General features: G+C 58.3%; 16 protein-coding genes, 1 tRNA gene and 1 CRISPR repeat array. Of the genes, 11 read left to right on the top strand and 6 right to left on the bottom strand.

What is annotated here, in order from left to right; genetic code table 11:
- Positions 1 to 83 precede the first annotated feature (83 nt).
- The 3 genes from NW816_RS00255 to NW816_RS00245 form a co-directional block, all read right to left on the bottom strand.
- On the bottom strand, positions 84 to 2,558 hold the full coding sequence (locus tag NW816_RS00255; protein WP_414407833.1) for an ATP-dependent Clp protease ATP-binding subunit: 2,475 nt from the start codon (positions 2,556 to 2,558) through the stop codon (positions 84 to 86).
- Between the two features lie 118 nt (positions 2,559 to 2,676).
- A tRNA-Arg gene (locus tag NW816_RS00250) sits at positions 2,677 to 2,750 on the bottom strand.
- A gap of 175 nt (positions 2,751 to 2,925) precedes the next feature.
- Positions 2,926 to 4,023, bottom strand: a complete 1,098-nt coding sequence (locus tag NW816_RS00245) for a tocopherol cyclase family protein (RefSeq protein WP_414407832.1) — start codon at positions 4,021 to 4,023, stop codon at positions 2,926 to 2,928.
- A 210-nt stretch (positions 4,024 to 4,233) separates the two neighbouring features.
- Here NW816_RS00245 and NW816_RS00240 point away from each other — a divergent pair, with 210 nt between their 5' ends.
- The 4 genes from NW816_RS00240 (at position 4,234) to NW816_RS00225 (ending at position 9,807) form a co-directional block, all read left to right on the top strand.
- The gene (locus NW816_RS00240) at positions 4,234 to 5,538 is read left to right on the top strand and encodes a CmpA/NrtA family ABC transporter substrate-binding protein (RefSeq protein ID WP_414407831.1); all 1,305 of its coding nucleotides are present in this window, start codon (positions 4,234 to 4,236) and stop codon (positions 5,536 to 5,538) included.
- Between the two features lie 473 nt (positions 5,539 to 6,011).
- Entirely contained in the window at positions 6,012 to 6,839 is an 828-nt protein-coding gene (ntrB, locus tag NW816_RS00235) for a nitrate ABC transporter permease (RefSeq protein WP_414407830.1), read from the top strand.
- Between the two features lie 59 nt (positions 6,840 to 6,898).
- Positions 6,899 to 8,896: a nitrate ABC transporter ATP-binding protein gene (locus NW816_RS00230; protein ID WP_414407829.1), complete on the top strand. Its 1,998-nt coding sequence runs from the start codon at positions 6,899 to 6,901 to the stop codon at positions 8,894 to 8,896.
- A 71-nt stretch (positions 8,897 to 8,967) separates the two neighbouring features.
- Positions 8,968 to 9,807, top strand: a complete 840-nt coding sequence (locus NW816_RS00225; RefSeq protein WP_414407828.1) for an ABC transporter ATP-binding protein — start codon at positions 8,968 to 8,970, stop codon at positions 9,805 to 9,807.
- Between the two features lie 69 nt (positions 9,808 to 9,876).
- Here the strand turns inward: NW816_RS00225 and NW816_RS00220 are convergent, their stop codons facing one another.
- Complete coding sequence (locus tag NW816_RS00220; protein WP_414407827.1) at positions 9,877 to 10,668, bottom strand: ADP-ribosylglycohydrolase family protein; 792 nt, start codon at positions 10,666 to 10,668, stop codon at positions 9,877 to 9,879.
- A 103-nt stretch (positions 10,669 to 10,771) separates the two neighbouring features.
- The gene (gene crn3 / locus NW816_RS00215) at positions 10,772 to 11,668 is read right to left on the bottom strand and encodes a CRISPR-associated ring nuclease Crn3/Csx3 (RefSeq protein WP_414407826.1); all 897 of its coding nucleotides are present in this window, start codon (positions 11,666 to 11,668) and stop codon (positions 10,772 to 10,774) included.
- Between the two features lie 165 nt (positions 11,669 to 11,833).
- On the opposite strand from crn3, the gene NW816_RS00210 reads away from it, so the two are divergent.
- The 3 genes from NW816_RS00210 to cas2 are packed head-to-tail and all read left to right on the top strand — an operon-like array spanning position 11,834 to position 14,531.
- Positions 11,834 to 13,231 carry a TIGR03985 family CRISPR-associated protein gene (locus NW816_RS00210; protein ID WP_414407825.1) on the top strand — a complete coding sequence of 466 codons (1,398 nt, stop codon included), beginning with the start codon at positions 11,834 to 11,836 and terminating at the stop codon, positions 13,229 to 13,231.
- A complete protein-coding gene (gene cas1 / locus NW816_RS00205) occupies positions 13,228 to 14,253 on the top strand; it encodes a CRISPR-associated endonuclease Cas1 (RefSeq protein ID WP_414344134.1) in 1,026 nt (341 codons plus the stop codon). Before NW816_RS00210 ends, cas1 begins: the two co-directional genes overlap by 4 nt.
- Positions 14,253 to 14,531: a CRISPR-associated endonuclease Cas2 gene (gene cas2 / locus NW816_RS00200; RefSeq protein WP_414331218.1), complete on the top strand. Its 279-nt coding sequence runs from the start codon at positions 14,253 to 14,255 to the stop codon at positions 14,529 to 14,531. The genes cas1 and cas2 overlap by 1 nt, the downstream gene beginning before the upstream one ends.
- 274 nt (positions 14,532 to 14,805) lie before the next feature.
- Positions 14,806 to 17,071: a CRISPR direct-repeat array (repeat unit 37 nt; unit sequence GTTGATCCCTACCTTTTCCCCGCAAGGGGACGGAAAC).
- A gap of 87 nt (positions 17,072 to 17,158) precedes the next feature.
- On the opposite strand, the gene cas6 is transcribed toward cas2, so the two are convergent.
- Complete coding sequence (gene cas6, locus NW816_RS00195) at positions 17,159 to 18,340, bottom strand: CRISPR-associated endoribonuclease Cas6 (RefSeq protein ID WP_011432245.1); 1,182 nt, start codon at positions 18,338 to 18,340, stop codon at positions 17,159 to 17,161.
- Positions 18,341 to 18,755: 415 nt separating this feature from the next.
- Between cas6 and cas10 the strand changes: the two genes are divergently transcribed.
- Genes cas10 through NW816_RS00175 form a run of 4 tightly spaced genes read left to right on the top strand, consistent with a single transcriptional unit; the run spans position 18,756 to position 23,462 of the window.
- Positions 18,756 to 21,071 (top strand): type III-B CRISPR-associated protein Cas10/Cmr2, encoded by a 2,316-nt coding sequence (gene cas10 / locus NW816_RS00190; RefSeq protein WP_414407824.1) that lies wholly within the window; start codon positions 18,756 to 18,758, stop codon positions 21,069 to 21,071.
- Positions 21,071 to 21,793 carry an RAMP superfamily CRISPR-associated protein gene (locus NW816_RS00185; protein ID WP_011432243.1) on the top strand — a complete coding sequence of 241 codons (723 nt, stop codon included), beginning with the start codon at positions 21,071 to 21,073 and terminating at the stop codon, positions 21,791 to 21,793. Before cas10 ends, NW816_RS00185 begins: the two co-directional genes overlap by 1 nt.
- Positions 21,793 to 23,025 (top strand): CRISPR-associated RAMP protein Csx10, encoded by a 1,233-nt coding sequence (gene csx10 / locus NW816_RS00180; RefSeq protein WP_414344022.1) that lies wholly within the window; start codon positions 21,793 to 21,795, stop codon positions 23,023 to 23,025. The genes NW816_RS00185 and csx10 overlap by 1 nt, the downstream gene beginning before the upstream one ends.
- Positions 23,022 to 23,462, top strand: a complete 441-nt coding sequence (locus tag NW816_RS00175; RefSeq protein ID WP_414344023.1) for a hypothetical protein — start codon at positions 23,022 to 23,024, stop codon at positions 23,460 to 23,462. Before csx10 ends, NW816_RS00175 begins: the two co-directional genes overlap by 4 nt.
- Position 23,463 lies beyond the last annotated feature (1 nt).

The raw sequence follows: 23,463 nt of genomic DNA, 5'->3' as shown, positions 1-23,463 counted from the left end.
TTGAGGACCACAAGGGATCCGCAGCATCCCAACGGATCCCTTGCAGTCTGGGCAACCGGAACCTGGGGATCCCAAGGCCAGCTTTACTCCGCCCCTTGAGGCAAGAGAACCCGCTCCGGCTCCGTGACCAACACCTTGGGCTTGCGCTCCTCATCCACATCGATGAGCACCTCCGATCCCTCTCGGACGTGCCCGGTCAGGATTTCTTCCGCCAGGATGTCTTCCAGCAAGCGTTGGATGGCGCGGCGCAGCGGGCGTGCCCCATAGCTGGGGTTATACCCCTCCTCCACCACCAAGTCTTTGAAGCGGTCGCTGACCGTAAGGCGGATTTTCTTCTCCGTCATGCGGTCAAACACTTCCTTGAGCAGGATGTCGGCAATCTGCTTCACCTCATCCTTGGTCAGTTGCCGGAAGACGATGATCTCGTCCACGCGGTTGAGGAACTCCGGACGGAAGTACTGCTTCAGCTCCTCGTTCACCAGGTTGCGGATGCGGTTGTAGTTGGCATCCTCGTCGTTGGTGTTGAACTCGAAGCCGAGGCTGCCACCGCCCTTCTCGATCACCTTCGAGCCGATGTTGGAGGTCATCACCAACAAGGTGTTCTTGAAGTCCACCGTGCGGCCTTTGGCATCGGTCAGGCGGCCATCCTCCAGGATCTGCAACAACAGGTTAAACACATCCGGGTGCGCCTTCTCGATCTCGTCGAAGAGCACCACCGTGTAGGGGCGACGGCGTACCGCCTCGGTGAGCTGACCTCCCTCGTTGTAGCCCACATACCCCGGCGGGGATCCGATCAGCTTGCTGACCGTGTGCCGCTCCATGTATTCCGACATGTCGAGGCGGATCATGGCTGACTCGGAGCCGAAGAAGTAGGCTGCCAAAGCCTTGGTCAGCTCGGTTTTGCCCACCCCTGTTGGGCCGGAGAAGATGAAGCTGGCGATGGGGCGGTTGGGATTTTTCAGCCCCACCCGAGCGCGGCGGATGGCCCGGGAGATCGCCCGCACCGCTTCGTCTTGGCCGATGATGCGCTGGTGCAGGGTTTCTTCCATGTTCAGCAGCTTCACTGACTCGCTCTCGGTCAGCTTGGCCACCGGCACCCCCGTCCAGGCGCTGACCACTTGGGCCACGTCCTCTTCGGTTACTTCGGGCATCTCGCTGCGGCTGCTTTCTTCCGCCTTCTTAGCAGCGGCAATGGCGCGGATCTGCTGCTTGATCTCCATCTCCCGATCCCGCAGCTCACCAGCCTTGTCGAAGTTCTGGGCCCGCACCGCAGCGTCTTTCTCCTTGAGCACTCGCCGCAACTCTTGATCCAGCTCCCGGGCCGCCGGGGGCAGTTGAGAGTTGATCAGGCGCACCCGCGAAGCAGCCTCGTCGATCAAATCGATGGCCTTATCTGGCAAGAACCGGTCGGAGATGTACTGGTCGGCCAGCTTGGCTGCCGCATCCAAGGCGGCATCGGAGATCTTCAGCTTGTGGTGCTGCTCGTAGCGCTCCCGCAAGCCAAACAGGATCTCGATGGTCTCGGAGACCGTCGGCTCGCCCACCATGATGGGCTGGAAGCGGCGCTCCAGAGCAGCATCCCGCTCGATGTGCTTGCGGTACTCATCCAGGGTGGTGGCGCCGATGCACTGCAGCTCGCCGCGGGCCAAAGCAGGCTTGAGGATGTTGGCGGCATCAATCGCCCCTTCGGCAGCCCCGGCCCCGATCAGGGTATGTACCTCGTCGATGACCAGGATGATGTTGCCGGCATTGCGGATCTCATCCATGATTTTCTTGAGGCGCTCTTCAAACTCGCCGCGGTACTTGGTGCCGGCCACCAGCAAACCAATATCCAGGCTGATCACCCGCTTGTCGGCCAAAATATCCGGCACATCCCCCTGCACAATGCGCTGGGCCAAGCCTTCGGCAATGGCAGTTTTGCCTACCCCCGGCTCGCCAATGAGGACGGGGTTGTTCTTGGTGCGGCGGCCCAGGATCTGGATCACCCGCTCGATCTCCCGCGTCCGACCGACCACCGGATCCAGCTTGCCCTCCTGGGCCAGTTGGGTGAGGTTGGAGCCGAATTCGTCCAGGGTGGGCGTTTTGGTGCGACTGGAGGATCCCCCCCCTGCCGTCACTTCGGCAGTCTCGCCCAACATGCGGATCACCTGGGTGCGCACCTTGGACAGATCCACCCCCAGGTTTTCCAAGACGCGGGCTGCCACCCCTTCCCCTTCTCGGATCAGGCCCAGGAGCAGGTGCTCAGTGCCAATGTAGTTGTGGCCGAGCTGGCGGGCCTCTTCTAGGGAGAGTTCCAGCACTCGCTTGGCGCGGGGAGTGAAAGGGATCTCGACGGCCACAAAACCGGATCCCCGACCGATAATTTTCTCGACTTCAATGCGGGCGTCCTTCAAGTTCACTCCCATGGACTTGAGAACTTTGGCGGCGACCCCAGTGCCCTCGCCGATTAACCCCAACAAAATTTGCTCGGTGCCAACGAAATTGTGACCTAACCGTCTGGCTTCTTCTTGGGCCAGCATGATCACCTTGATGGCTTTTTCTGTAAAGCGTTCAAACATGATCCTCGGGCTCCCTACGCCTGCATCAAGGCGGACTTGATAGGGGTAATCCTAGCACAAGTTCTGGCGAAACCAAGGGACGGTAAATACCCCAGACGGAAGCTGTCTGGGGCCAAAACGCGCCTGGAGAGATTTGAACTCCCGACACCGTGGTCCGTAGCCACGTGCTCTAGTCCACTGAGCTACAGGCGCAAAAGGGGCGGGCCAACCACGGTTGACTGTCTGTCCATACTATCTGTCCATAGTTACTCAGATACTATCCAGTACTATCCAGAGACAGAGATGGACATCTATCAATGTGGCTTAGGCATTCTAGCACAAGAGCGTTTTTTGGAAAGTCCAACGGGGGTGTAGATATCCGCCAGCGTTAACATTGCCCTTGCCAAGGTTGCCGGACTTCTCCCCCCACTTCCAGGCCGGCTTGGGGGCTGGTGGCCTTGATCACCGGCGTCCAGACTTGGCCGTTGCGCTGCCAAAGCTGCAGGTGCAGATGTCCTGCCAGGGTATCCCGACAGTTGCGCTGCATCCCTTCTGGGCCAGGGGCGAATACAGTTTGGCCAGGCCGCCGCGTGTGCCCTTCTAGCTGAATACACCAGAGGGCACTTTCTCCCCAGATTCGCCAGGATCCCCAGGGATCCACTTGCCAAGTCAGATGAGCTTGCCCAGGCCGCCATTCCAAAAAGGGCTGGGATCCCCACCCATGCAAGCTGATCAGGGCCACTTCTTCGGGGCGGGTGAGCACCTGCCGCTCAGCTCCGGCACAGGTGAGGCTAAGGCCGGGATGTTGGGGAAAGGCGTTGCACTGGATCCAAAACCAGCGGCGAGGAAAGCTTTGGCCCCAATTTTTTTCGGCGTAGGCGGGAGCCTGCTGAAATGCATAGCGCCTGCCTCTCCACTCCACCCAGCCGGTGGCCAAGCCATGGCTCATGAGGATCTGCCAGCCCGGCTCAAAGATGGGCAGATAAGACCAGGCTCCCATGGTGGCTCGGGGTGGGATCCCATAGGCAAAACGAGGTTGAATGCGGTAGAGCCAGCGAATAGGCTCAGAGACCAAGGGATCCGGCAAAATCCCCTGGTTGAGGTGGGCGGTGTATTGGTAGCCGCTGGCGGTGCGCTGGAAGAAGGTGAAGGGATCCTGAAGGCCGCGACAGCCGGGGCCTGGGATCCCTGAGTGCCCCAAGGCCAGATGGGTTGAGCTGGCCCAAAAGCGGCGGGGATTGGGGAAGGTGCGCCAATGCAACTCCTCCTCCGGCCCCAACACCTGCGCCATGCCCCCGCGCTTGGGATCGATGGCGTACATGAAGGCAAAGCTGATGGGCGGATCCCCGGGCAACGTTACCCGGCTATACCAACCCTCAAAAAACCGCTCTGTGCAGCCATCCCAGTGGTAGCCGGCATGGGGCAGGGATCCCCAATCTGTTGAGCTGTTTTGCCCAGAGCAAGCCGTCGTCGAAGGAAGCGCCATTGAGACCTAAGCCATCGCAACAATGATAGATGGAAGTTTATGATTACCAAAACAACAATTGTATTGTTTCTATGTTCATTTGCTCTTAGGATATCAACCGAGCTGAGGCTTAAGGATTTCTTGAGATTTCACCAAGGAAATCCATGGGTCAGGCGACTTGAACTGGAAAGCTTCCTTCTTGCCTTTAGATACTCTTTCGATGAGGTGAGCATGACATCACGTCGTAACTTTTTGCTGTCTGCGGGTGCGGCCACAGTGGGTGGGCTCGTGAGTGGCAGCTTAGCACGGGCCAGCACAGGCTACTGGGTTGCCCAGGCCAGCGGCCCAGAAACCCCCAATCTCAGGTTAGGCTTTATACCGATTGTGGAGTCTGCCCCCCTGATCATCGCCAAGGAGAAGGGCTTTTTCGACAAGCACGGCATGACCGGTGTAGAGGTGTTAAAGCAGGCCAGTTGGCCGGCAGCCCGTGACAACGTGGTCATCGGCTCAGCAGGTGGGGGCATTGACGGCGGCATGTGGCAGATGCCGATGCCTCACATGATCCACATTGGCGCCATCACCAACAATCAGCCGGTGCGCATGGCAGTTCTGTGTCAGTTGATCACCCAAGGCAACGGAATTGCCATTGCTGGAATGCATGTTGGCAAGGGTTTGGGGCTGGATATCTCGGGAGCCGCGGATTACATCAAAAATTTCAGCGCCAGCAACGGGCGCAAGTTCAAAGCTGCCTATACCTTCCCCAACGCCAATCAAGATTTTTGGATCCGCTACTGGCTTGCCGCCGGGGGAGTGGATCCGGATCAAGACATTGACCTCCTGACGGTGCCCTCTGCCGAGACGGTGCAGGGGATGCGCAATGGCACCATGGACGCTTTCAGCACTGGGGATCCCTGGCCCTACCGAATTGTGGCGGATGGAATTGGGTTCATCGCGGCCCTTACCCAACAGATTTGGCCCTTTCACCCCGAAGAATACTTGGCCATTCGCGCCGATTGGGTAGAGCAAAACCCCAGGGCCACACAAGCCACTTTGATGGCGGTGATGGAAGCGCAGCAATGGTGCGACGATCCGGCCAACCGAGAAGAATTGGCCCGCATTCTCTCAGGCCGTGCCTACCTAAATGTGCCGGTTGAAATTCTCACGCCTCCTTTTCAGGGCAAGTACGAACTGGGAGACGGCAAGTCGGCTGTCCAGGATTTCAACGCCGGGCCCTTGTACTGGGAAGATGGTCGGGGCAGCGTCTCTTATCCCTACAAGAGCCATGACCTTTGGTTCCTGACGGAATCCCTGCGTTGGGGCTTTCACGCTCGCTTCCTGACCGATCTGGATACCGCCCGTCGTCTGGTGGATGAAGTGAACCGTGAAGATCTCTGGCGTGAGGCCGCCCAGGCACTGGGGGTGAAGAACATCCCCAACAACACCTCGCGGGGAACAGAGCGTTTCTTTGACGGTGTGGTGTTTGACCCACAGGATCCGCAGGCTTACCTGAACAGCCTGAAAATCAAAAGGGTCTAATATCAACCCCGGCCAACACAGACGCATCTCTTGCACAACAGGGATCCTGCCTACCTGCGGGATCCCACGAGGTCGAAAAAAGCTGTGCCGAGCTTTCTGCCCAAATGATGAAAAGTTGATGGATGCTATGAGCCTCGCACTTTTTGAATAACTTTGAATGCTATGTTGAGGATCGGCTATGTTGGCTCTACTTCACGTTCCGCGCGAACTCTTCAGGGATCCTCCTTTTGAGAGGCCGGCCCAGCCCCGCTGGGACAAGCTCATTCTCTCGATAGCCGTGGAGGCGCTGAGCTTTCTAATTGTCGTGAGAGTTTTGTTGAGTTTGCAATCCCTGTGTTTGCCCCTCCAAGGAAAAGGCAAGGCCAATCCCAGTTCATGCTCTGTTTCCAACACGTTGTAGAACCCTGCGGCTGGAATGTTCTGAGAGCGCGACAACAGAGAACCTTGTAAAACCCTATCCTCCTCTAGGAGCTATGACGACGACACTTTCTTCTCCGGCAAAGTCTTCGGCAGCGAAGCTCGATTTGGCGAAGTACCGAGATCAGATTCTCCCCCCTGTGGTGGGTATTGTTGGATTCCTGCTCATCTGGCAGCTCTTGGCCAGTGCCAACCTTATTCGGCTGCCGGGGCCCTGGGATGTGTGGATGGACGAGCGCAGCCGATATCTGATCCTGCATCCTTTGTATCGCAACAGCGACCTCGACCAAGGGCTGCTGCGCCAAACCTTGGCCAGCCTACAAAGGGTGGCCATCGGCTATTGCAGTGCCGCTTTGGTGGGCATCACGTTGGGCATTTTGGTGGGAAGCAGTGTGTGGATCAACCGAGCTTTGGATCCCATTTTCCAATTTTTGCGCATGGTAGCTCCCTTGGCTTGGGTGCCCATATCTTTGGCTGCTTTGCAACGCAATGAGCCGGCTGCCCTGTTCGTTATTTTTATTACCTCAATTTGGCCCATTCTCATCAACACGGCTGTGGGGGTGAGACAGATCCCGGAAGACTACATCAACGTCTCCAAAGTGCTCAAGCTCTCCAAAGTGGACTTCTTTTTTAAGGTGTTGCTGCCCTCAGCCCTGCCCTACATGTTCACAGGTCTGCGCATCGGCATCGGCCTGTCTTGGCTGGCCATTATTGCCGCAGAGATTGTGATGTCGGGTGTGCCGGGGATCGGCTTTTTCATCTGGGATGCCTACCAGCAGAACTACGTTACGGAGATCATCGTTGCCGTCATCTACATCGGAGCGGTGGGATTGCTTTTGGATCGCCTGATGTCTGTTTTGCAAAACAAGATAGCCAACCAATGATGTGTTGTCAGTGCTTGGTTGGCTTAAGGCTAGATGAGTGATAGGTTGGGAGGCTTTCTGTGTCTGTATTGGTCAGTGTAGAGCAGGTGGAAAAATCTTTTCCTCTGCCCGGAGGGCAGGAATACCTTGCTCTGAAAGGGATCGATCTGCAAATCCATCGAGGGGAGTTTGTCTCCTTAATCGGCCACTCCGGCTGTGGCAAATCCACCCTATTGAACATGGTGGCGGGGCTGTCTTTGCCTACGGGGGGGATCGTAGCTTTGGATGGACATACCATTACGGCTCCCGGCCCCGATCGCATGGTGGTGTTTCAGCATTACTCGCTTTTGCCTTGGCTAACGGTTCGGCAAAACATTGCGCTAGCGGTGAATGCCGTTCTTAAAAAGCATTCTCCAGCCGAGCGTCAGCAGATCGTGGAAGAGCACATCGATCTGGTGGGCTTGCGCCACGCAGCAGATAAGCCCCCAGCCCAATTGTCCGGGGGTATGAAGCAGCGGGTGGCCATTGCCCGTGCCCTGGCTTTGCGGCCCAAAGTGTTGCTGCTGGATGAGCCGTTTGGCGCTTTGGACGCGCTCACGCGCGGGAACTTGCAAGAGCAGTTAATGCGCATCTGCGAAGAACATCAGATGACCACCCTCATGGTCACCCACGATGTGGACGAAGCGGTTCTTCTGTCAGATCGTGTGGTTATGCTCACCAACGGGCCGGGATCCCGAATTGGGAACATTTTGACCATTGATATTCCTCGGCCCCGCCGTCGGCTGGAGGTGGTCAACCATCCCAGCTACTACAGCTACCGCAGCGAGATCATCTACTTTTTGAACCAACAAAAACGGATTAAGCAATGGCGTGCTCGCCGCAGCACTGTGGTGGCCAGGCATGGCTTGGAAAAGATCAACTTGGAGATCGGCTTTGTGCCCCTCACTGCCTGCGCTCCGTTGGCTGTGGCCAAAGAAAAAGGGTTTTTTGCCAAACACGGCTTGGAAGAAGTGAATTTGGTGCGGGAAACCAGTTGGCGAGGGATCCAAGACGGCATTCAGGGAGGTTATCTGGATGCGGCCCAAATGCCCGCCGGTATGCCGGTGTGGATGTCTTTGGGCGGAGGGGATAACCCGCCTCAGCCGGTGGTTACGGCCCTCACCTTGACCCGCAACGGCAATGCCATCACCTTGCATAAGCGGTTCTACGAGCAAGGGATCCACACCCTCAGCCAGTTGAAGGCTTACATCCTGGATAGTCCCAGCCGTCGGCTCACCTTTGGAGTGGTGCATCCCAGCTCTATGCACAATTTGCTGTTGCGCTACTGGCTGGCAGCCGGTGGGATCCACCCGGATCATGACGTGGTGCTGAAAACGCTGCCCCCGGCTCAGATGGTGGCCAACCTAACAGCCGGCAACATCGATGGCTACTGTGTGGGAGAGCCCTGGAATTTGCGGGCAGCCCTGGAGGGCAGTGGCTTTACGGTGGCTACAGATCTGGAGATTTGGCTGGGCCATCCCGGCAAAGTGTTGGGGGTGCGAGAAGATTGGGCCAGGGCCTACCCCAACACCCACATTGCCTTGGTGAAAGCGCTGTTGGAAGCCTGTCGCTACTGCGAAGATCCGGCCCATCACGACGAGATTCGCGAGCTGCTCAGCCGCCGCGCCTACCTGAGCACCGACCCCTCCTACATTCATCTGGGGGATCCCCAGCGCCTAATCTGTGACTTGGACAGGCCGATGCGGGAATATGCCCACCACCGCTTCTTTCTGGGCGCCGGCAACCGTCCCAGCCGCACCGAGCATCTGTGGATGATGAGCCAAATGGCCCGCTGGGGGGATCTGCCCTTCCCTCGCAACTGGGTGGAGATCGTGGAGCGGGTGTGTCAGGTGGGGGTATTCAGTACGGCAGCCCGCGAGCTGGGGCTGGATGTGTCTTACCAGCGGCAGCCCATTCAGTTGTTCGACGGGATCCCTTTTAATGGCGAGGATCCCCTGGCCTACCTCAACAGCTTGGCGATTAAGCACGATATTTATGTAGCCGAGGTTGCTTTGGATCGTCGTCCTGTGTTGCTCTAGATACCCACTTGGGCACCCTTGCAAAAGCACATTCCCTGTTGTGAGAAAATGATGAATTGGAGCACCCCCCGATGACTGCCCTCTTGACAACCTCTACCCCGGTGAACGTAGCCGCAGAACCCTACCTAAGCCTTGAGAACGTCAGCAAGACCTACTCAACTCCCAAGGGGGATTATCCCGTCTTGCGAGATATTAATCTCAGCGTGAACGAGGGAGAGTTTGTCTGCCTGGTTGGGCATTCCGGCTGTGGCAAAACCACCCTGCTGAATATGGTTTCCGGCTTTGCCCGGCCCACCAGCGGCTCGGTAAAGCTGAAAGGGCAGCCGATTACAGCTCCTGGCCCGGAGCGCATGGTGGTGTTTCAAGGGTATGCCCTGTTGCCCTGGCTCACAGTTTATGAAAACGTCTATTTGGCCGTTCGGTCGGTATTTCCCCAAAAGAGCCAGTCGGAAAAGCATCGAATTGTGGAAGAACATTTGGATTTGGTGGGGCTGGGGGAAGCCGCTCAGAAATATCCCTCGCAAATTTCGGGAGGGATGAAACAGCGGGTAGCCATTGCTCGTGCGTTGGCCATCCGTCCAGAAGTGCTGATTTTGGATGAACCCTTCGGGGCCTTGGATGCCATTACCAAAGAGGAGCTTCAAGAGGAGCTGTTGCGCATTTGGGATGAACATCGCTGCACGGTTTTGATGATTACCCACGACATTGATGAGGCGCTGTTTTTGGCCGACCGCCTGGTGCTGATGACCAATGGCCCTGCAGCCACCATCGGGCAGATCGTGACCATCCCCTTCCCGCGCCCTCGGGATCGCGAGCGGATTCTTGAAGATCCGCAGTACTACCGCCTGCGCAACTCGGTTCTCAGCTATCTCTACGGCCATGAAGCCAACCCAGAGGCGGCTTGCCGATGAGCCGATAAATCAAACCTAGAGCAGTTGGCGGAGCGAGAGGGTGACCGGGCAGCCGGAACCCCTTGGCCGTCAGGGGCAGCGCTTGGGCAGGCGATCCGCAAACCTCTCTTGGAACTCGCCCACAACATTGCGCAACCGCTCGTCCAAAACGGCCAGCGTCTGGGATGCGATCTCGTCCGGCACGCCGCCGAAAAACGCCTCCGCAATGCCCCCGGCAATGCAGGCCATGGTGTCTGCGTCTCCACCAAGGGAGATGGCGTTGCGCACCGCGTCTTCAAAACCGTCTGCCTCTAGGAACGCGATGATCGACTGGGGCACCGAGCCCTGACAGGAGACATCGAAGCAGTAGTGCTCCCGGATATCGTCCAGCCGCTCGGATAGGCAGTATCCGAACTCTTGCTCGATGTACGTCTTGATGTCGGCCTTGGTGTACCCTGACCGGGCGAGAAACACGGCGGCTGCCGTAGCCTGAGCGCCGCGGATGCCCTCCGGGTGGTTGTGGGTTACCTCGGCACTGGCCCGCGCCTGGGCCAGCACTTCTTCCAGCGTGTTGCAGGCGATGCCAATGGGGCTAACCCGCATGGCGGCTCCGTTGCCCCAACTGTAGTACGGCTCACGGCAGCGATGCTCGGCCCAGTGGATGAAGCTGCTCCCGTACCCAGCCTCTGGGTAGGCGTGGAAGTACTCATGGTACCAATCGACGTAGCTACCGCCCCGCAGCAGCCGCTCGGCCACAGCGACCGTCAGAACCGTGTCATCGGTAAATTGGCTGGCCTCGACGAACAGCGGAAAGTTCTCCGTTTTGGTGCCCGAGTGCTCATGGACAGAGCCGATAACATCCCCGGCAATGGCTCCCAGCATCAGTACCCTCTCCTTTTTCTTTTCCCAGTTCTCAATCTCCCGGTTCTCAATCTCGCCGTTTCCGAAAAGGCTCGCCCGCCCATCCAATTCTGAATCCGCACCCCTAGGCAATCAAGCGGCGCACCGCCCGAAGCAGCTCCGCGGGGGGAGGAGAGTTGGGATCCCAGCGAATTTCCAACTCAGGTGAGTCTTTGAGCACTTGAGGAGGGCCGGGCGAGGTGTGCAGGATGGCCACACAGCGCAAATTGCCCCGGTCTCGACAAAACTCGTGCCAGAGAGGGATAGCCTCGGGATCCCGGCTGACCACCAGGTAGTGGGAGCAGGCTTCCAGGATCGGCTGCTTTTGCGGATCCACCTTGCCGCCCACATCCACAATCACCAAGCTCTTTTGCCGACGCAAAGCCAGAATGGCCTGGGCATGGAAGCCAAAAAACTCAGGGGTTGAACGGCCCCGGTACCGCTGCTTGAGGGCTTCGGCCTGTTCTAGGGGTAAGTCCAGAGTCCAATTGCCTTCCCCATCCCAATGGGCCCGTTGCAGATAAATATCGGGATGCTCCGGCAGCAGAGCTTCGAAGAGGGCGCGGGCAAGACGGCTTTTGCCACTGTCGGGGGGGCCCACCACCATCACCGCCGCTGCCAATTCTGAACCCGGCCTTCCCTGCACCCAGGGGATGACCTGGCCCACCCGCACTTCGGGGGTATGGCTGGAGACCACCACCGCGCCCAAGCGTGGGTCATAACAGGCCACCCAACGGGTAAAGTGGCACTCATGCACCAGCCAGCCATACAGCCAAATGGGGGCCCGCCCCGTCAGAACCACACCCAGCCGGGCATCGATCCCTGCAGGCAGCCGAAGCTGAGCCAGATCCTCTGGGAAAACCAGGCGATCCGGTCGGGTCAGCTCAATTTCGATGACCTGAAAAGACAGTTCCGAAGAATGGGATCTTCGAGGGTCCTCGGCCAGACAGCCGGAAAGCAAATGCAGTGCCACAGCAGCCATGGGCAGATTTGACGAGACAGGTTGACTTCAGTATGGAAGAGATTGGAAGTGGAAGGTTCCAACTCATGTCAGAGTGGTCAGGCTCTCACTTGCGCCTTGCTCCAAGAAAACCCCTGGCCTGGAGTGCCATCAACTGGTTGACCTAAGAACCGAGGGAACTGTCGGATGAGCGGATTTGAGCTGCCTTTGACGGTGGAAGTGTTGCGTTGGTTAGCGGGCGGTCAGTTGGCCGAGCGCCTGGAGCGGGCCGTGCGCCTGTGGGTGTTGCTCGATTGCTTGTATGGCGAGGAGGGATGGCGGGATCTGCCGGAAACGTTTGGCTATACCCACATTCGGGATCGCTTGCTCTCGCCGTGGCATCCCAAGCAGGATCTGGCAAAAGGGATCCCTTCACCCTGTCCTGATGTTGACTGCATTTGCTGGAAACCCTTGAGGTTTTGGCTGAAGGATCCCAACCTATTGGCCGCCTTAAAAGCAGAAGTTCCGGATCTGGAAGCGCTGCTATCTGCTCAACCCTTTCACAAGACCCATCGCACACTGCGCAAAGAGCTGGATTACCTGGCTGCCCGGGGTTGGCTGCAACAAATTCAGGCCAACTCTAGGCGGAGAGATAATTTTCGCTGCCGTGCGCCGGGGGATCGTCCCCAACTGCCCGTATCTTCATCGGCTTTGACCTTATCGGGCCATCAACTGGAACAGATCTATCACATCCTCAGCGATGTGGCCTTTGTACATCCAGATGTGCAGGTTTTGCTGGATGAAATCTGGGAAAATCATCAGCACTCCCAGCGGCGGCTGTTTGTGTGGTTTGAGTACATCCTCTCAGACGAACAGCAAGAACGGGTGGATGAATATCAAAGCCAGCTAGAAGCCCTTTGGGCCAACCCAGAAGCAGGGGTGATCGGTTTTGACTACGCCACCCGCCAACATGGGATCCGGCGTATTCTCACCTATCCGGTCTGCCTGTTTTATGCCCGCCGCGCCAAGTATCTGGCAGCCTTTGGCCAGCTCCCCACCCCCGAGGGATCCCTGGGCTGGCACAATTTCCGCTTAGATCGGATCCAGTCTGAGCGCCTGGCGGTGATTCCCTGGGACGCTCCTTCCATTCCGCCAGAGCTGGCAACCCGCAAACGGCAGAGGAAGCTGCCCAGCCCAGAGGAAGTCCAAGCAGCATGGGAAGAAGCCTGGGGATCCGATTTTTACTTGCCCAAGGCTTTGTTGATTCTCCGATTTTCCCCGGAGTTTGCCCGTCGCTATGTGGAAAGCACAGTGCGACATCCCACCTTCCAGCCCATTGCCTACGAGCGGATCCCGGCTTTGGTGCAGCAGGCAGTGGCGGATGTGCAGGAACGCCAACAGATTTTGAACATTCTCCGGCAAAGGCCGGCCAGCGACCGCTATTTTCGGGCCTGGGTGCGGGTGGGAGATACCAATTTCACCATGCGTTTGCGCGACTGGCGGCCCAACGGCGAGGTGATCGCGCCACTGGCCTACCGGGAACAGATGGCTCGGGAAGCCCAGGCAGAGCTGCAGTTTTATCGCCCCGACCTGAAGCTTTCTTGACCTTCCTGCCCATGACCACCCTCTACCTAACCGAGCCGGGGACTGTGGTTCACTGCCAAAACCAAACCCTGCTCATTCGCCGCCGTGGTCAAGAGCAGCTTTGCCGCCTTGCGGAGGTGGAGCTGGTGGTGGTGTTGCCCGGGATCCAATTGACCAGCGCAGCTTTGGCCCAACTGCTGGATCGAGGCATCGAAACCATTTTTTTGCGTGCGGATGGCGGTTTTCGCGGTCGCCTGCAGGGATCCTTCTCCACCAACTCTGAGATCCGTCTGGCCCAGTATCAGCGGGCCTACTCCCCCTGGGGGCTGAGGTGGGCCAAGGTGATTGTGCGCGGCAAGATTCGCAACCAACGGGCAATTCTACAACTGCACAACCGGGCTACCCGCGGCCAAATTGCCCCCTTACAGGAGGGTATTGATGTTATCGCCGCCTACCTGCAACAGTTGGATCGCTCCACCACTCCTCCGGATCGAGAAGCGCTGATGGGCCTGGAGGGCATTTGCGCCCGCACCTACTACCAATCCCTGCAACATTGCTTTCCGCCTGAGTGGAACTTCACTGGCCGCAACCGACAGCCGCCGCTCGACCCGATCAACGCTCTGCTCAGTTGGGGCTACGGGGTGCTGCTGGCCCGCGTGTTCTCGGCAGTGGTGATGGCCGGGTTGGATCCCTATCTCGGCTTTTTCCACGCCAACTTGCCCTACCGCCCCAACCTGGTGCTGGACATGATGGAGGAGTTTCGACCCTTGGTGGTGGATTGGGCTGTGCTCCAGCTTGTCAAGGCTGGCCTGCTCACGCCGGAAGACTTTGAGCCGTCGCCGGATGGGACAGGCATATGGCTGGGATCCCTGGCCAAAAAACTGTTTTTGGGAGAGCTGGAACGCCGCTTCCGCGAGCCATTGCTCTATCCTCCCCAATCTCGCCGCCTGCCCCTCAGTCAAATTGTGCTGGAGCAAGCCCGCCGGCTGAGCCGTTGCCTGGTGAGCGGTGACCTAGACTATGAGCCCATAGAGCTGCGCTGATGCTGTGGTTGGTTTGCTACGACGTGGTGGACGATAAGCGGCGACAACAGTTGGCCAAGCAGTTGGAACAGTGTTGCCAGCGGGTGCAATACTCCGTGTTCGAATGCCCACTGGACACTGCAGAGTTGGAAAACAAGCTGGAACAGTCGTGGTTGCCCCTGCTGAATCTCAAGGAAGACAGTCTGCGGGCCTACCCTTTGGATGCCGCGGCCAAGAAGCAGGCCAAAGTCTTCGGGGGGCCTCCCCCCTATGAGCCGCCGGACTACCTGATCTTCTGAGGCTCTCCACCGGGCCGAAATTGTAAAGTTTTGTGCGCGATCTGTCGGGGCGAGCCATCACCAGCCTGACTCTGCCGGCACAAGATTTTAAGGGAAACTTTAGATCTTTTGCCCCGATTGGCCCAAAAACGTGACATAATGGCCGTAGCAAGCTCAATTTCCCCGCTTGCGCTTGGCCGCGAGGACAATGTTAATATCTGTGTCGAGGAATCTCCGTACTCCCTCGCGAACGCACCTTGAAAACCTCATGAATTCAGGCTTTTCCGAGGGTAGGGTTGATCCCTACCTTTTCCCCGCAAGGGGACGGAAACAAGGGAGGACGTTATGCGTTACACGAAGGAACAAATTCTGAAGGTTGATCCCTACCTTTTCCCCGCAAGGGGACGGAAACGCGGATTAAGTATCTGCTAAATCGACCAGAGGCTGATGTTGATCCCTACCTTTTCCCCGCAAGGGGACGGAAACCAGGGCTGCAGCTGTCCCTGCAGGGCCCCAGTGCCACGGGCGTTGATCCCTACCTTTTCCCCGCAAGGGGACGGAAACAAGCCAAATAAACGCCCGTAGAGAGAATGTTTTTAATTCTCGTTGATCCCTACCTTTTCCCCGCAAGGGGACGGAAACATCAGGTGGAAGTTCACAGGCCACCGCCCAATCTGGGCAGTTGATCCCTACCTTTTCCCCGCAAGGGGACGGAAACACGTGAGAGATTCCAGAGGCAGATCTGCCTCAGCCTCTAAGTTGATCCCTACCTTTTCCCCGCAAGGGGACGGAAACAACCCATCTTGGAATATGTACCAGGTTCCACGTATACTGAAGACTGTTGATCCCTACCTTTTCCCCGCAAGGGGACGGAAACGCACGGCAGCCCCTCGAAGATTTCCTCCTCATCTAAGGAAGTTGATCCCTACCTTTTCCCCGCAAGGGGACGGAAACGGTACTGCCCATTGTACACCAGCTCGGAATGTACTTCGTTGATCCCTACCTTTTCCCCGCAAGGGGACGGAAACCACATACTCGATAACCTCGCTACCGTTGCTCTCCTCGACGTTGATCCCTACCTTTTCCCCGCAAGGGGACGGAAACCTCCCCAACCCCTTGGACAGCACTCGACTGTCAGTCGGTGGGTTGATCCCTACCTTTTCCCCGCAAGGGGACGGAAACCAGATCTCTTCCAGCCAGCGCAGCCCACCTGTCTCGTGGTTGATCCCTACCTTTTCCCCGCAAGGGGACGGAAACCTTCGGGAAGTACGGAACGTATAGGTATTCAATCACCGTAGTTGATCCCTACCTTTTCCCCGCAAGGGGACGGAAACAAGCCCACGACCAGGGAAGATATACGAGTAGCCCATTAGTGCTAGTTGATCCCTACCTTTTCCCCGCAAGGGGACGGAAACTAAAATTTATATTCTGCCAATTGTTATCTGATATTCCTGTGTTGATCCCTACCTTTTCCCCGCAAGGGGACGGAAACGAGGATGTTCCAAAGTCACTACCTTGCCGCCGAAAGTGTTGATCCCTACCTTTTCCCCGCAAGGGGACGGAAACCCTTATGCACTTCTTGGATCTGCGGGCCAAAGCTGACGTTGATCCCTACCTTTTCCCCGCAAGGGGACGGAAACTTTACCTCTAAGCAAGCCTCCAGAAGGCTGTGCCAGGCGTTGATCCCTACCTTTTCCCCGCAAGGGGACGGAAACCCGGCGTCGCACCACAGCTTCAAAGAACTCAGCTCCTTTCCGATGTTGATCCCTACCTTTTCCCCGCAAGGGGACGGAAACGTTGAATCCCCAGGTGTTGTCCACCTCGGAAACTTCATCACGTTGATCCCTACCTTTTCCCCGCAAGGGGACGGAAACTAGTTACCAAACGTCCCCGAATAAATCGGAGGGCGTCCAGGTAGTTGATCCCTACCTTTTCCCCGCAAGGGGACGGAAACCTTCTTACCTGCTCCCCTACGAAAGGACACTAAGTGTTGATCCCTACCTTTTCCCCGCAAGGGGACGGAAACTCCAACCGACTCTTTTCTGCTAACAACTTTGCAATGTTGCGAGTTGATCCCTACCTTTTCCCCGCAAGGGGACGGAAACAGGGCCCAATAACTTGATTCGCATTTTACTATCCTCCTCCCTGTTGATCCCTACCTTTTCCCCGCAAGGGGACGGAAACCTCTTCCTTTAAGATATGGAAGCACTCACTTGCTTGACGGTTGATCCCTACCTTTTCCCCGCAAGGGGACGGAAACAAGGCCTTATCCCCCGTTCCTAATCCGGTGAGGAAGGTGTTGATCCCTACCTTTTCCCCGCAAGGGGACGGAAACGGCTATGCGCTCGTGTAGTATTCGACTTATTGATTCGGGGTGTTGATCCCTACCTTTTCCCCGCAAGGGGACGGAAACTGGGTGTAGTCATCAGAAACAACAGTGTAGTCATCGGTTGATCCCTACCTTTTCCCCGCAAGGGGACGGAAACGGTAGATCTGGGCAAACGACTCTGGGCCCGAGGCCACTGTTGATCCCTACCTTTTCCCCGCAAGGGGACGGAAACTAGAGAGAAGCGAGTAATGAGCAAAGAGAAGTGAGGTTGATCTCTACCTTCTCCCTGCAAGAGGCTCAACAAAGTACCTCAAGTCATCTAGGGAAGACTGCTCGACGAGTAGTCCTGGGATCCAGACTGGAGAGAGCGGCGGGCCAGCTTGGCATAGGTCTTCACCGTCTCGTAGGGCATCTCCAAATCAGCGGCGATCTGTTGTAAGCTCTCTCCACCTTCGCGGCGGGCCAGGATCGTCGCCCACAGTTGGGCAGTTTTTTCGGCGCGGGATCCCCCTTGTCGTTGCCGCTGGCTGAGAAAGAGGGCGCTCAGCTCCTCGATCCGCTGGGCCACCTGCTCTTCCCGGGAAGGGACAGGGGAGGCGGGTAGCTCTTCGGCCAACCAACCCAGGCGGGTTTGCCCTAGCCCAAAGGGGGTTTTGTGGCCGGTGCCGCAGTAGGGGGCAAGGTGGATCAGGGCTTGGAGCTGCTGCTGCAACAGCTCAGGCGCACGGGAGGAGACAGCCAACTGCACACAGCCGATGAATCCCGTCACGGATCCCTGGCGACCTGCGGTGGTTTTGACCGATTCCAGACGGTGCCGCTGGATGATCACTTCCCCATCCACCCAATCCAGAAAAGGCTCCGCCTCGATGGGCAGACCGGAAAAATCGTTCCAACGGCGCAGATAGCTGTGGAACAGGTTGCGAGGGATCGGCAGCGGCAGATGGTGGCCCCGGTGGCGAAAGCTGGTGGGCGAGACGAAGGAAAGGCTCCAGGAGCGGGGGGAAAGAGGCTGCTCCAACAGTTGACGATAGGTGCGCGGGGGGATCGAGATCTGCCATCCCAGGATCTGCAGCGGGGATCCCCGCAATTCCAGCCAGGTGGGCAGCCGTTGGCACCACCCTCGCAGCCACTCCACCACCGGCGGGTTGAGGCCGGTGATCCACCAGCGGAAGGGGAGATGAGGCGGGATCAGCGGTCGCCCCCCCTGCTCGCGGAACGGCCCCATCAGCCGGGAGAGGGTAAAAGGTTTCTCCGATTCTCCATCGTGCAAATAGGCCGATAGCTGCGGGTCTGTCTCTTGCACCTGGCTCAAGAACCAGGCGTGCAGCCCTTTGGCATAGTGGGGATCCAGCAGGTAAGACCGAGGAGCCTGAACTTCCAAGGTGATCCCCACCAACTCGGATCCCGTCGGCCACTTGCCGTTCGCTTCTCTATCAGCAGATGGCTCTGAGAAACTCAGCATAGGCACAGCCCATTCCCAGTCCACAGCAACAATCAACACAAAACCCAACTTTCCATTGAGAAAATTTTAGAAGGGATCCCTTCTTATTGGGTTTACTCTCGAATTGCCCGTTGTACAGGCAGAAAAAATCTCACAATCTGAAGAAAGCCTTGAAATCGTCTGCAACCCATCGCACTCGATCTATACTGCTAGCAAGCTAGAGGACTGAAAACCATGAGGCGAGAGCGTTTATCGGATATGGCTGAAACAATCGGTAACCTCAATGGCATCTCTCGGCTTGATTCGATTGGTTACCCACCCAACCGGCAAACCCTTTTTTGAAGGGCTCTGGTCTTCCGCGAAGGATTAAAAATCGAGGCCAATTGCCCCCAGCCTTTAGGGATCTGTCCGTCGCAGCCGATGGAAGCCCTGTCCAAGACTTGTCTTCCTTTTTCGCATTTCGCAGGTGCTGCTCATGACCCCTACTTCTGCTCCCTCTCCCGTTCCTGTTGCCTTGGCCTGGTGCCTGGCGTGGGGAGAACAGCGGGATCCCCAGTTTGCCCTGGAGACCTTGCAGCAGATGCGGGCCGCCGTTCGCGCCGACAACGAGGCCGGGATCCCAGAAGAGCTACGGCCCATTTTGGCTCAGGTGCGCCAATTTCAGGAGAGCATGGCGGCGAAGACCTTTCCCAGAACCCCGGCGGAGCTGCAATCCCGCTACCCGGAGCTGTGGCAGCAGACAACCCGCATCGGCTTGGTTTACGGGGGGGCCACCAAGATCAAGAGCTATGTCTTCGAGTCGGCCAAGCTGCCGGAAATCCGCGGGGCCTCCGCTTTGTTGGATCGCATTAACCTGGTGGATCTGCCCGCCTTTTTCGGGGATCCCGAGCAAACCTACCTGGGATGGGAAGGTTTGGGGAAAGAGTCTCAAGCAGAGCTGAGGGCCTATGTGGCCGAGCAGATCCGGCCTTGGCTGCAGCAGCACTACCCGGCTTTGGCGCAAGCCCTGATCCCGGAGCTCATCATCTACTCCACCGGGGGCAATCTCCTGGCCTTTTGCCCGGCGGCCCATGTGGACGATCTCTGTGAGGCCATCGAGCGGCGCTACACCGAAGAAACCCTCACCGCTAACGCCTGCGCCGTGGGATCCGCCTTTCGGCTGCTGGAACTGCGCTACGGCCTGTTGCGGGATCCCATCGAACGCACCCCCTGGCTGGATTGGCTGGCGCAACACAAAACCCATCCCCTGGTGAGAGCCTATTTTGGGGATGGCAGCGAAGCCAGATTTCAAGACCGCAAAAGTTTCAACGAGTTGGTGGGTTACCTGGCCGCCCGCTTCAACCACCGCCGCAACGGCAATCCGGATCCCGGTCGCCCCAGCCGCGCCCATCCCGCCTTTTTTGAAACCCATCCCTACCTGCGCCGCGACAGCATCGACCGTCGCCCTGCCATCGCCAAAGCCGACCTGGTCGATCAGCCCTGGCTCTCGGAAGCCACCGCTCGCAAAGCCCTGGTGGGTCGCCAGGCCAAGCGCATTGAAACAGGCAAGCAAGGGTGGTTCCGCAAGTTCCCCACCTGGGATCCCGGCTTTGTGGAAAGCTGGGTAACGCGATTTGCCCGCTTTCTCAACTCTCCCGCCGGCGAGCCCTACCGGGAGCGCTATTTGCAGCCCCATCAGGGATCTGTCCAGGGGATCGGCGAGGCCCAATCTCTACGGGAAGTGGCCAACGCCAGCCTGGGCAGCCAGGGCTTTGTGGCTTACCTTTACGCCGATGGCAACGACATGGGGGGCTATGTGCAGCAGATCCAAACCCCAGAAGCCTACCGACAATTTAGCCGGGATGTTTCCGAGGCAACGGAAAAAGCCGTTTACCACGCCCTCGCCCAGCACCTGCAGGCCCATCGGCTGCACGGCCTATCCCCAGATCCGGAAACCGGCAGAGACCGCAACGGCGAGTGGATCCACCCCTTCGAGATCCTGACCATCGGCGGAGACGATGTGTTGGTGGTGGTGCCTGCCCACAAAGCCCTGGAAATTGCCGCCACCTTCTGTGAGCAGTTTGAGCAGCTCCTGCTGGACACCTCGGCAACCTATGCAGCTCAATCTTCCGGCAAGGTGCCTCACCGCTACCCGGCGGCAGATCGGAAGCTCTGTCGGCTCTCCGCCTCGGTGGGGGTGCTGATCGCCTCGGAAGACACCCCCATTTACTACGCCGAAAAGCTCACCGAACAACTGTTGAAATCCGCCAAGAGCTACGCGAAAAAGCTGAAGCCCAAAGACAAGGACTGCTCTGTGGCCACCATCGACTTTCTCTCGTTGAAGTCGGTCGCCCTGGTTGCCTCCAGCATCCAGGATTTTCGTCGGGAAGCTCTGGAGATCCGCCAGAACAGCCACACCCTCAAGCTCTACGCCGGCCCCTATACCGTCCCGGAAATCCACGGGTTGCTGAGAACGGTACAAGCCCTGCAGGAGGCCAATTTTCCTCGCTCCCAGCTTTATCAGATTCGCAGCTTCTTGGAAAAAGGCAAACGCACCGCCACCCTCAACTATCTCTATTTCCGCAGCCGCCTGGGCAAAAAGGGGCAGCCGCTGATGGAGGCTTTTGAGCGCACCTGGTGCAAGGCCAAAACCAACGACGGCCACCTTCCCCCCTGGATGTATGTTGAGCCACAGGTATCCTCGTCAACGCCAACCTATGAAACCATCTGGCGGGATCTGGTGGATTTGTACGCCTTTGTGCAAAAACAGCCCCAGGCCGAGGGTCGGCCCGTTCTGGCGGAGGTGGAGTGATGGTGAGACTGGCAGAGCTGCCCCAAGCGGGGCGAACGATCACCTCTATCCCTTTGAGGGCCACCCTCGCCTCTGCCCTGGCGGTGGGAGCCGGCGGCTCCAGCGGCTCCCTGGCGGATAAGCCCCTGCTCAAAGATGCCTTTGGCAGGCTGATCATTCCCGGCTCCCAACTGAAGGGGCGGCTGCGCCACGAGTGCGAGAAACTGGCCCGTGGCCTGGGCTGGGCCATTTGCCGCTCTCCCGACCCAGAGCGCATGTGTCCGCAGCGGGAGGGCAGCGCAGGAAATTTCCACCGCCCCGAATACCAGGTGGAGGGCTACGCCGGATCCCATTGTCTGGTCTGCCAGATATTCGGCAATCCGGCCCTGCCTGCCCGCCTGTGGGTGGAGGATCTCGTCTGCGAGGTGCCGCCAGCAGCTCTGGAACCAACCCTTCGCCCTGGGGTCACCCTCAACCGCCGCCGCCGCACCGCCGAGGATCAGCGGCTCTACCTCATTGAGACCTCTCCCGCGGCTGAGCTGACTTTTTCCGGATCCCTGCAGCTTTTGCCCGATTGCCCTTCCTGGGGCAAAACTCTCCTGTTGGCGGCCCTGCACCACCTGATCGCGCTGGGGGGCAGCAAATCCGCAGGTTTGGGCTGGCTGCACTGGGATCCTGGATCCCTGCAGGCTCTCCAGCCCACCGCAGCCGATTGGGCTTTCTTGGCCCAGGGAGGGAGCTGATGGAAGCCATTCAACTCACCCTAACGGCTCAGTCTCCCTTGGCCATCGGTCGGCAAAAGCCGGGCGGCTCCATCAGCGAGGCCCAGGATTACATTCCCGGCAGCGTGATTCGCGGTGCTCTGGCCGACCTCATGCTCAGCCAAACCCAACATCGCCCTGCCGAGGCGCTGGAAGGAGATTTGGCCGCCCTGTTTACGGCAGCTCGGCCTGCTGTGTTTACCCACGCCTATCCGGGATCCGGCAGCAAGGTCTTGCCGGCCACGGCCTTCAGCTCGAAAAACAATCCCGGCTTCCGCTCAGAGGCGGGCAAAACGGGGGTGTTCGACACGCTCCTGGATCGCTTCTGCTCACAGCGGCTGGGGATCCCGTTCGATCCCACAGAGCCGGACGGTTCCGGGGGAAGAGTGGAGCCCTTCGGGGGGTTCTACAGCCAGCAGGAGTCTGACCTGGGGCCCCGCTACGAACGAGCTGCTGTGTCCAAACGCCTGCTCACGCGGGTGGGGATCAACCGTCGCCGCGCCACTGCTGCCGACCAAATCCTCTACAGCCTAGAGGTGATGAACGAGGGCAAAGCCCGCCCCAATGGGCATCTGGAGCGCTCCCTTTTCAGCGGCTACATCTACCTGCGGGATCCCGAGCTGGCCGAGACCCTCACCCGCTACCTCAACGCCCACGCCCACCTGCTGCGCTTGGGAGGAGGGGTGTCGCGGGGATTGGGCCGGGTCAACGTCACGGCTCGGCGTCTGGCTGCTCCCCGGCCTTCCCTGGCCCAGCGGGTGGAAGCCTTCAACCAAAAGCTGCGGCAGCGCTGGCAACAATGGCAGGTGTTCGGGGATCCCTGGCAGCCCCTTCCGCCGGAGCGGCAGTATTTCTCCATTGGGCTGCAGTCGGGGGCCATTCTCAAAGAGCGCTGGCAACGCACCACCGTGCTCACCCCCCAGATGCTCCAGGAAGAGGCCAACTGCGAAGATGGATCCCTGGCTTTGGAGCTGGCCTTCAGCAGCTACGCCTATGTCTCCGGCTGGAACGCTGCCTGGGGTCTGTTCAAAGATGTAGAATTGGTAACCACGCAGGGCAGCGTCTTTCTGCTGAGCACCACGCAACTGGAGCGTTGGATCCCGATTTTGGCGGAGATGGAATACTGGGGGATTGGCGAACGCACTGCTGAAGGATTCGGCCAAATCGAAGTTTGCAGTCCGTTCCATCATCATTTCTGGGAGAACCCGCTATGACCTTCGCCACCAGCGAGATCACATCGGAACAAGAGCTCAAGATCCAACGGCAAATCCGGCTGGCCGAAGATGATCTGGTCGCCAGAATTCAAGCCGCCTTGGATAACTTCAGAGGTCTCAACAGATTGGAAGAGGCCCAATATCGCAACCTATTGCACGTGGCAGCTTCCACCGAAAGCTCAGAGGTGATCAAGAACTTTTTGCGCTACCAGGTGGGGCGCGATGACAAGTGGGGGCGGGGCAAAGACTCTTTGGCAGAAGCCATCATCAAAGACATCGACAACTGGATTCATCAAAGGGCTATAGCCATCGCCAGGGAAGCCGGAATTGAAAGAGCATCCCCCAAAGTCAACGAGATCAAAATTGACTTGATTCGGCGCTACCTGGGCTATGGGGCCCGCTACCTCAAGTACAAGCGAGAGGGAGGAGGATCCTAGA

The sequence above is a fragment of the Synechococcus sp. W55.1 genome, from assembly GCF_047461655.1.
Lineage (GTDB): Bacteria > Cyanobacteriota > Cyanobacteriia > Thermostichales > Thermostichaceae > Thermostichus.
The sequence above is the reverse complement of the archived record's forward strand: the minus strand, read 5'-3'. Positions and strand labels throughout refer to the sequence as shown.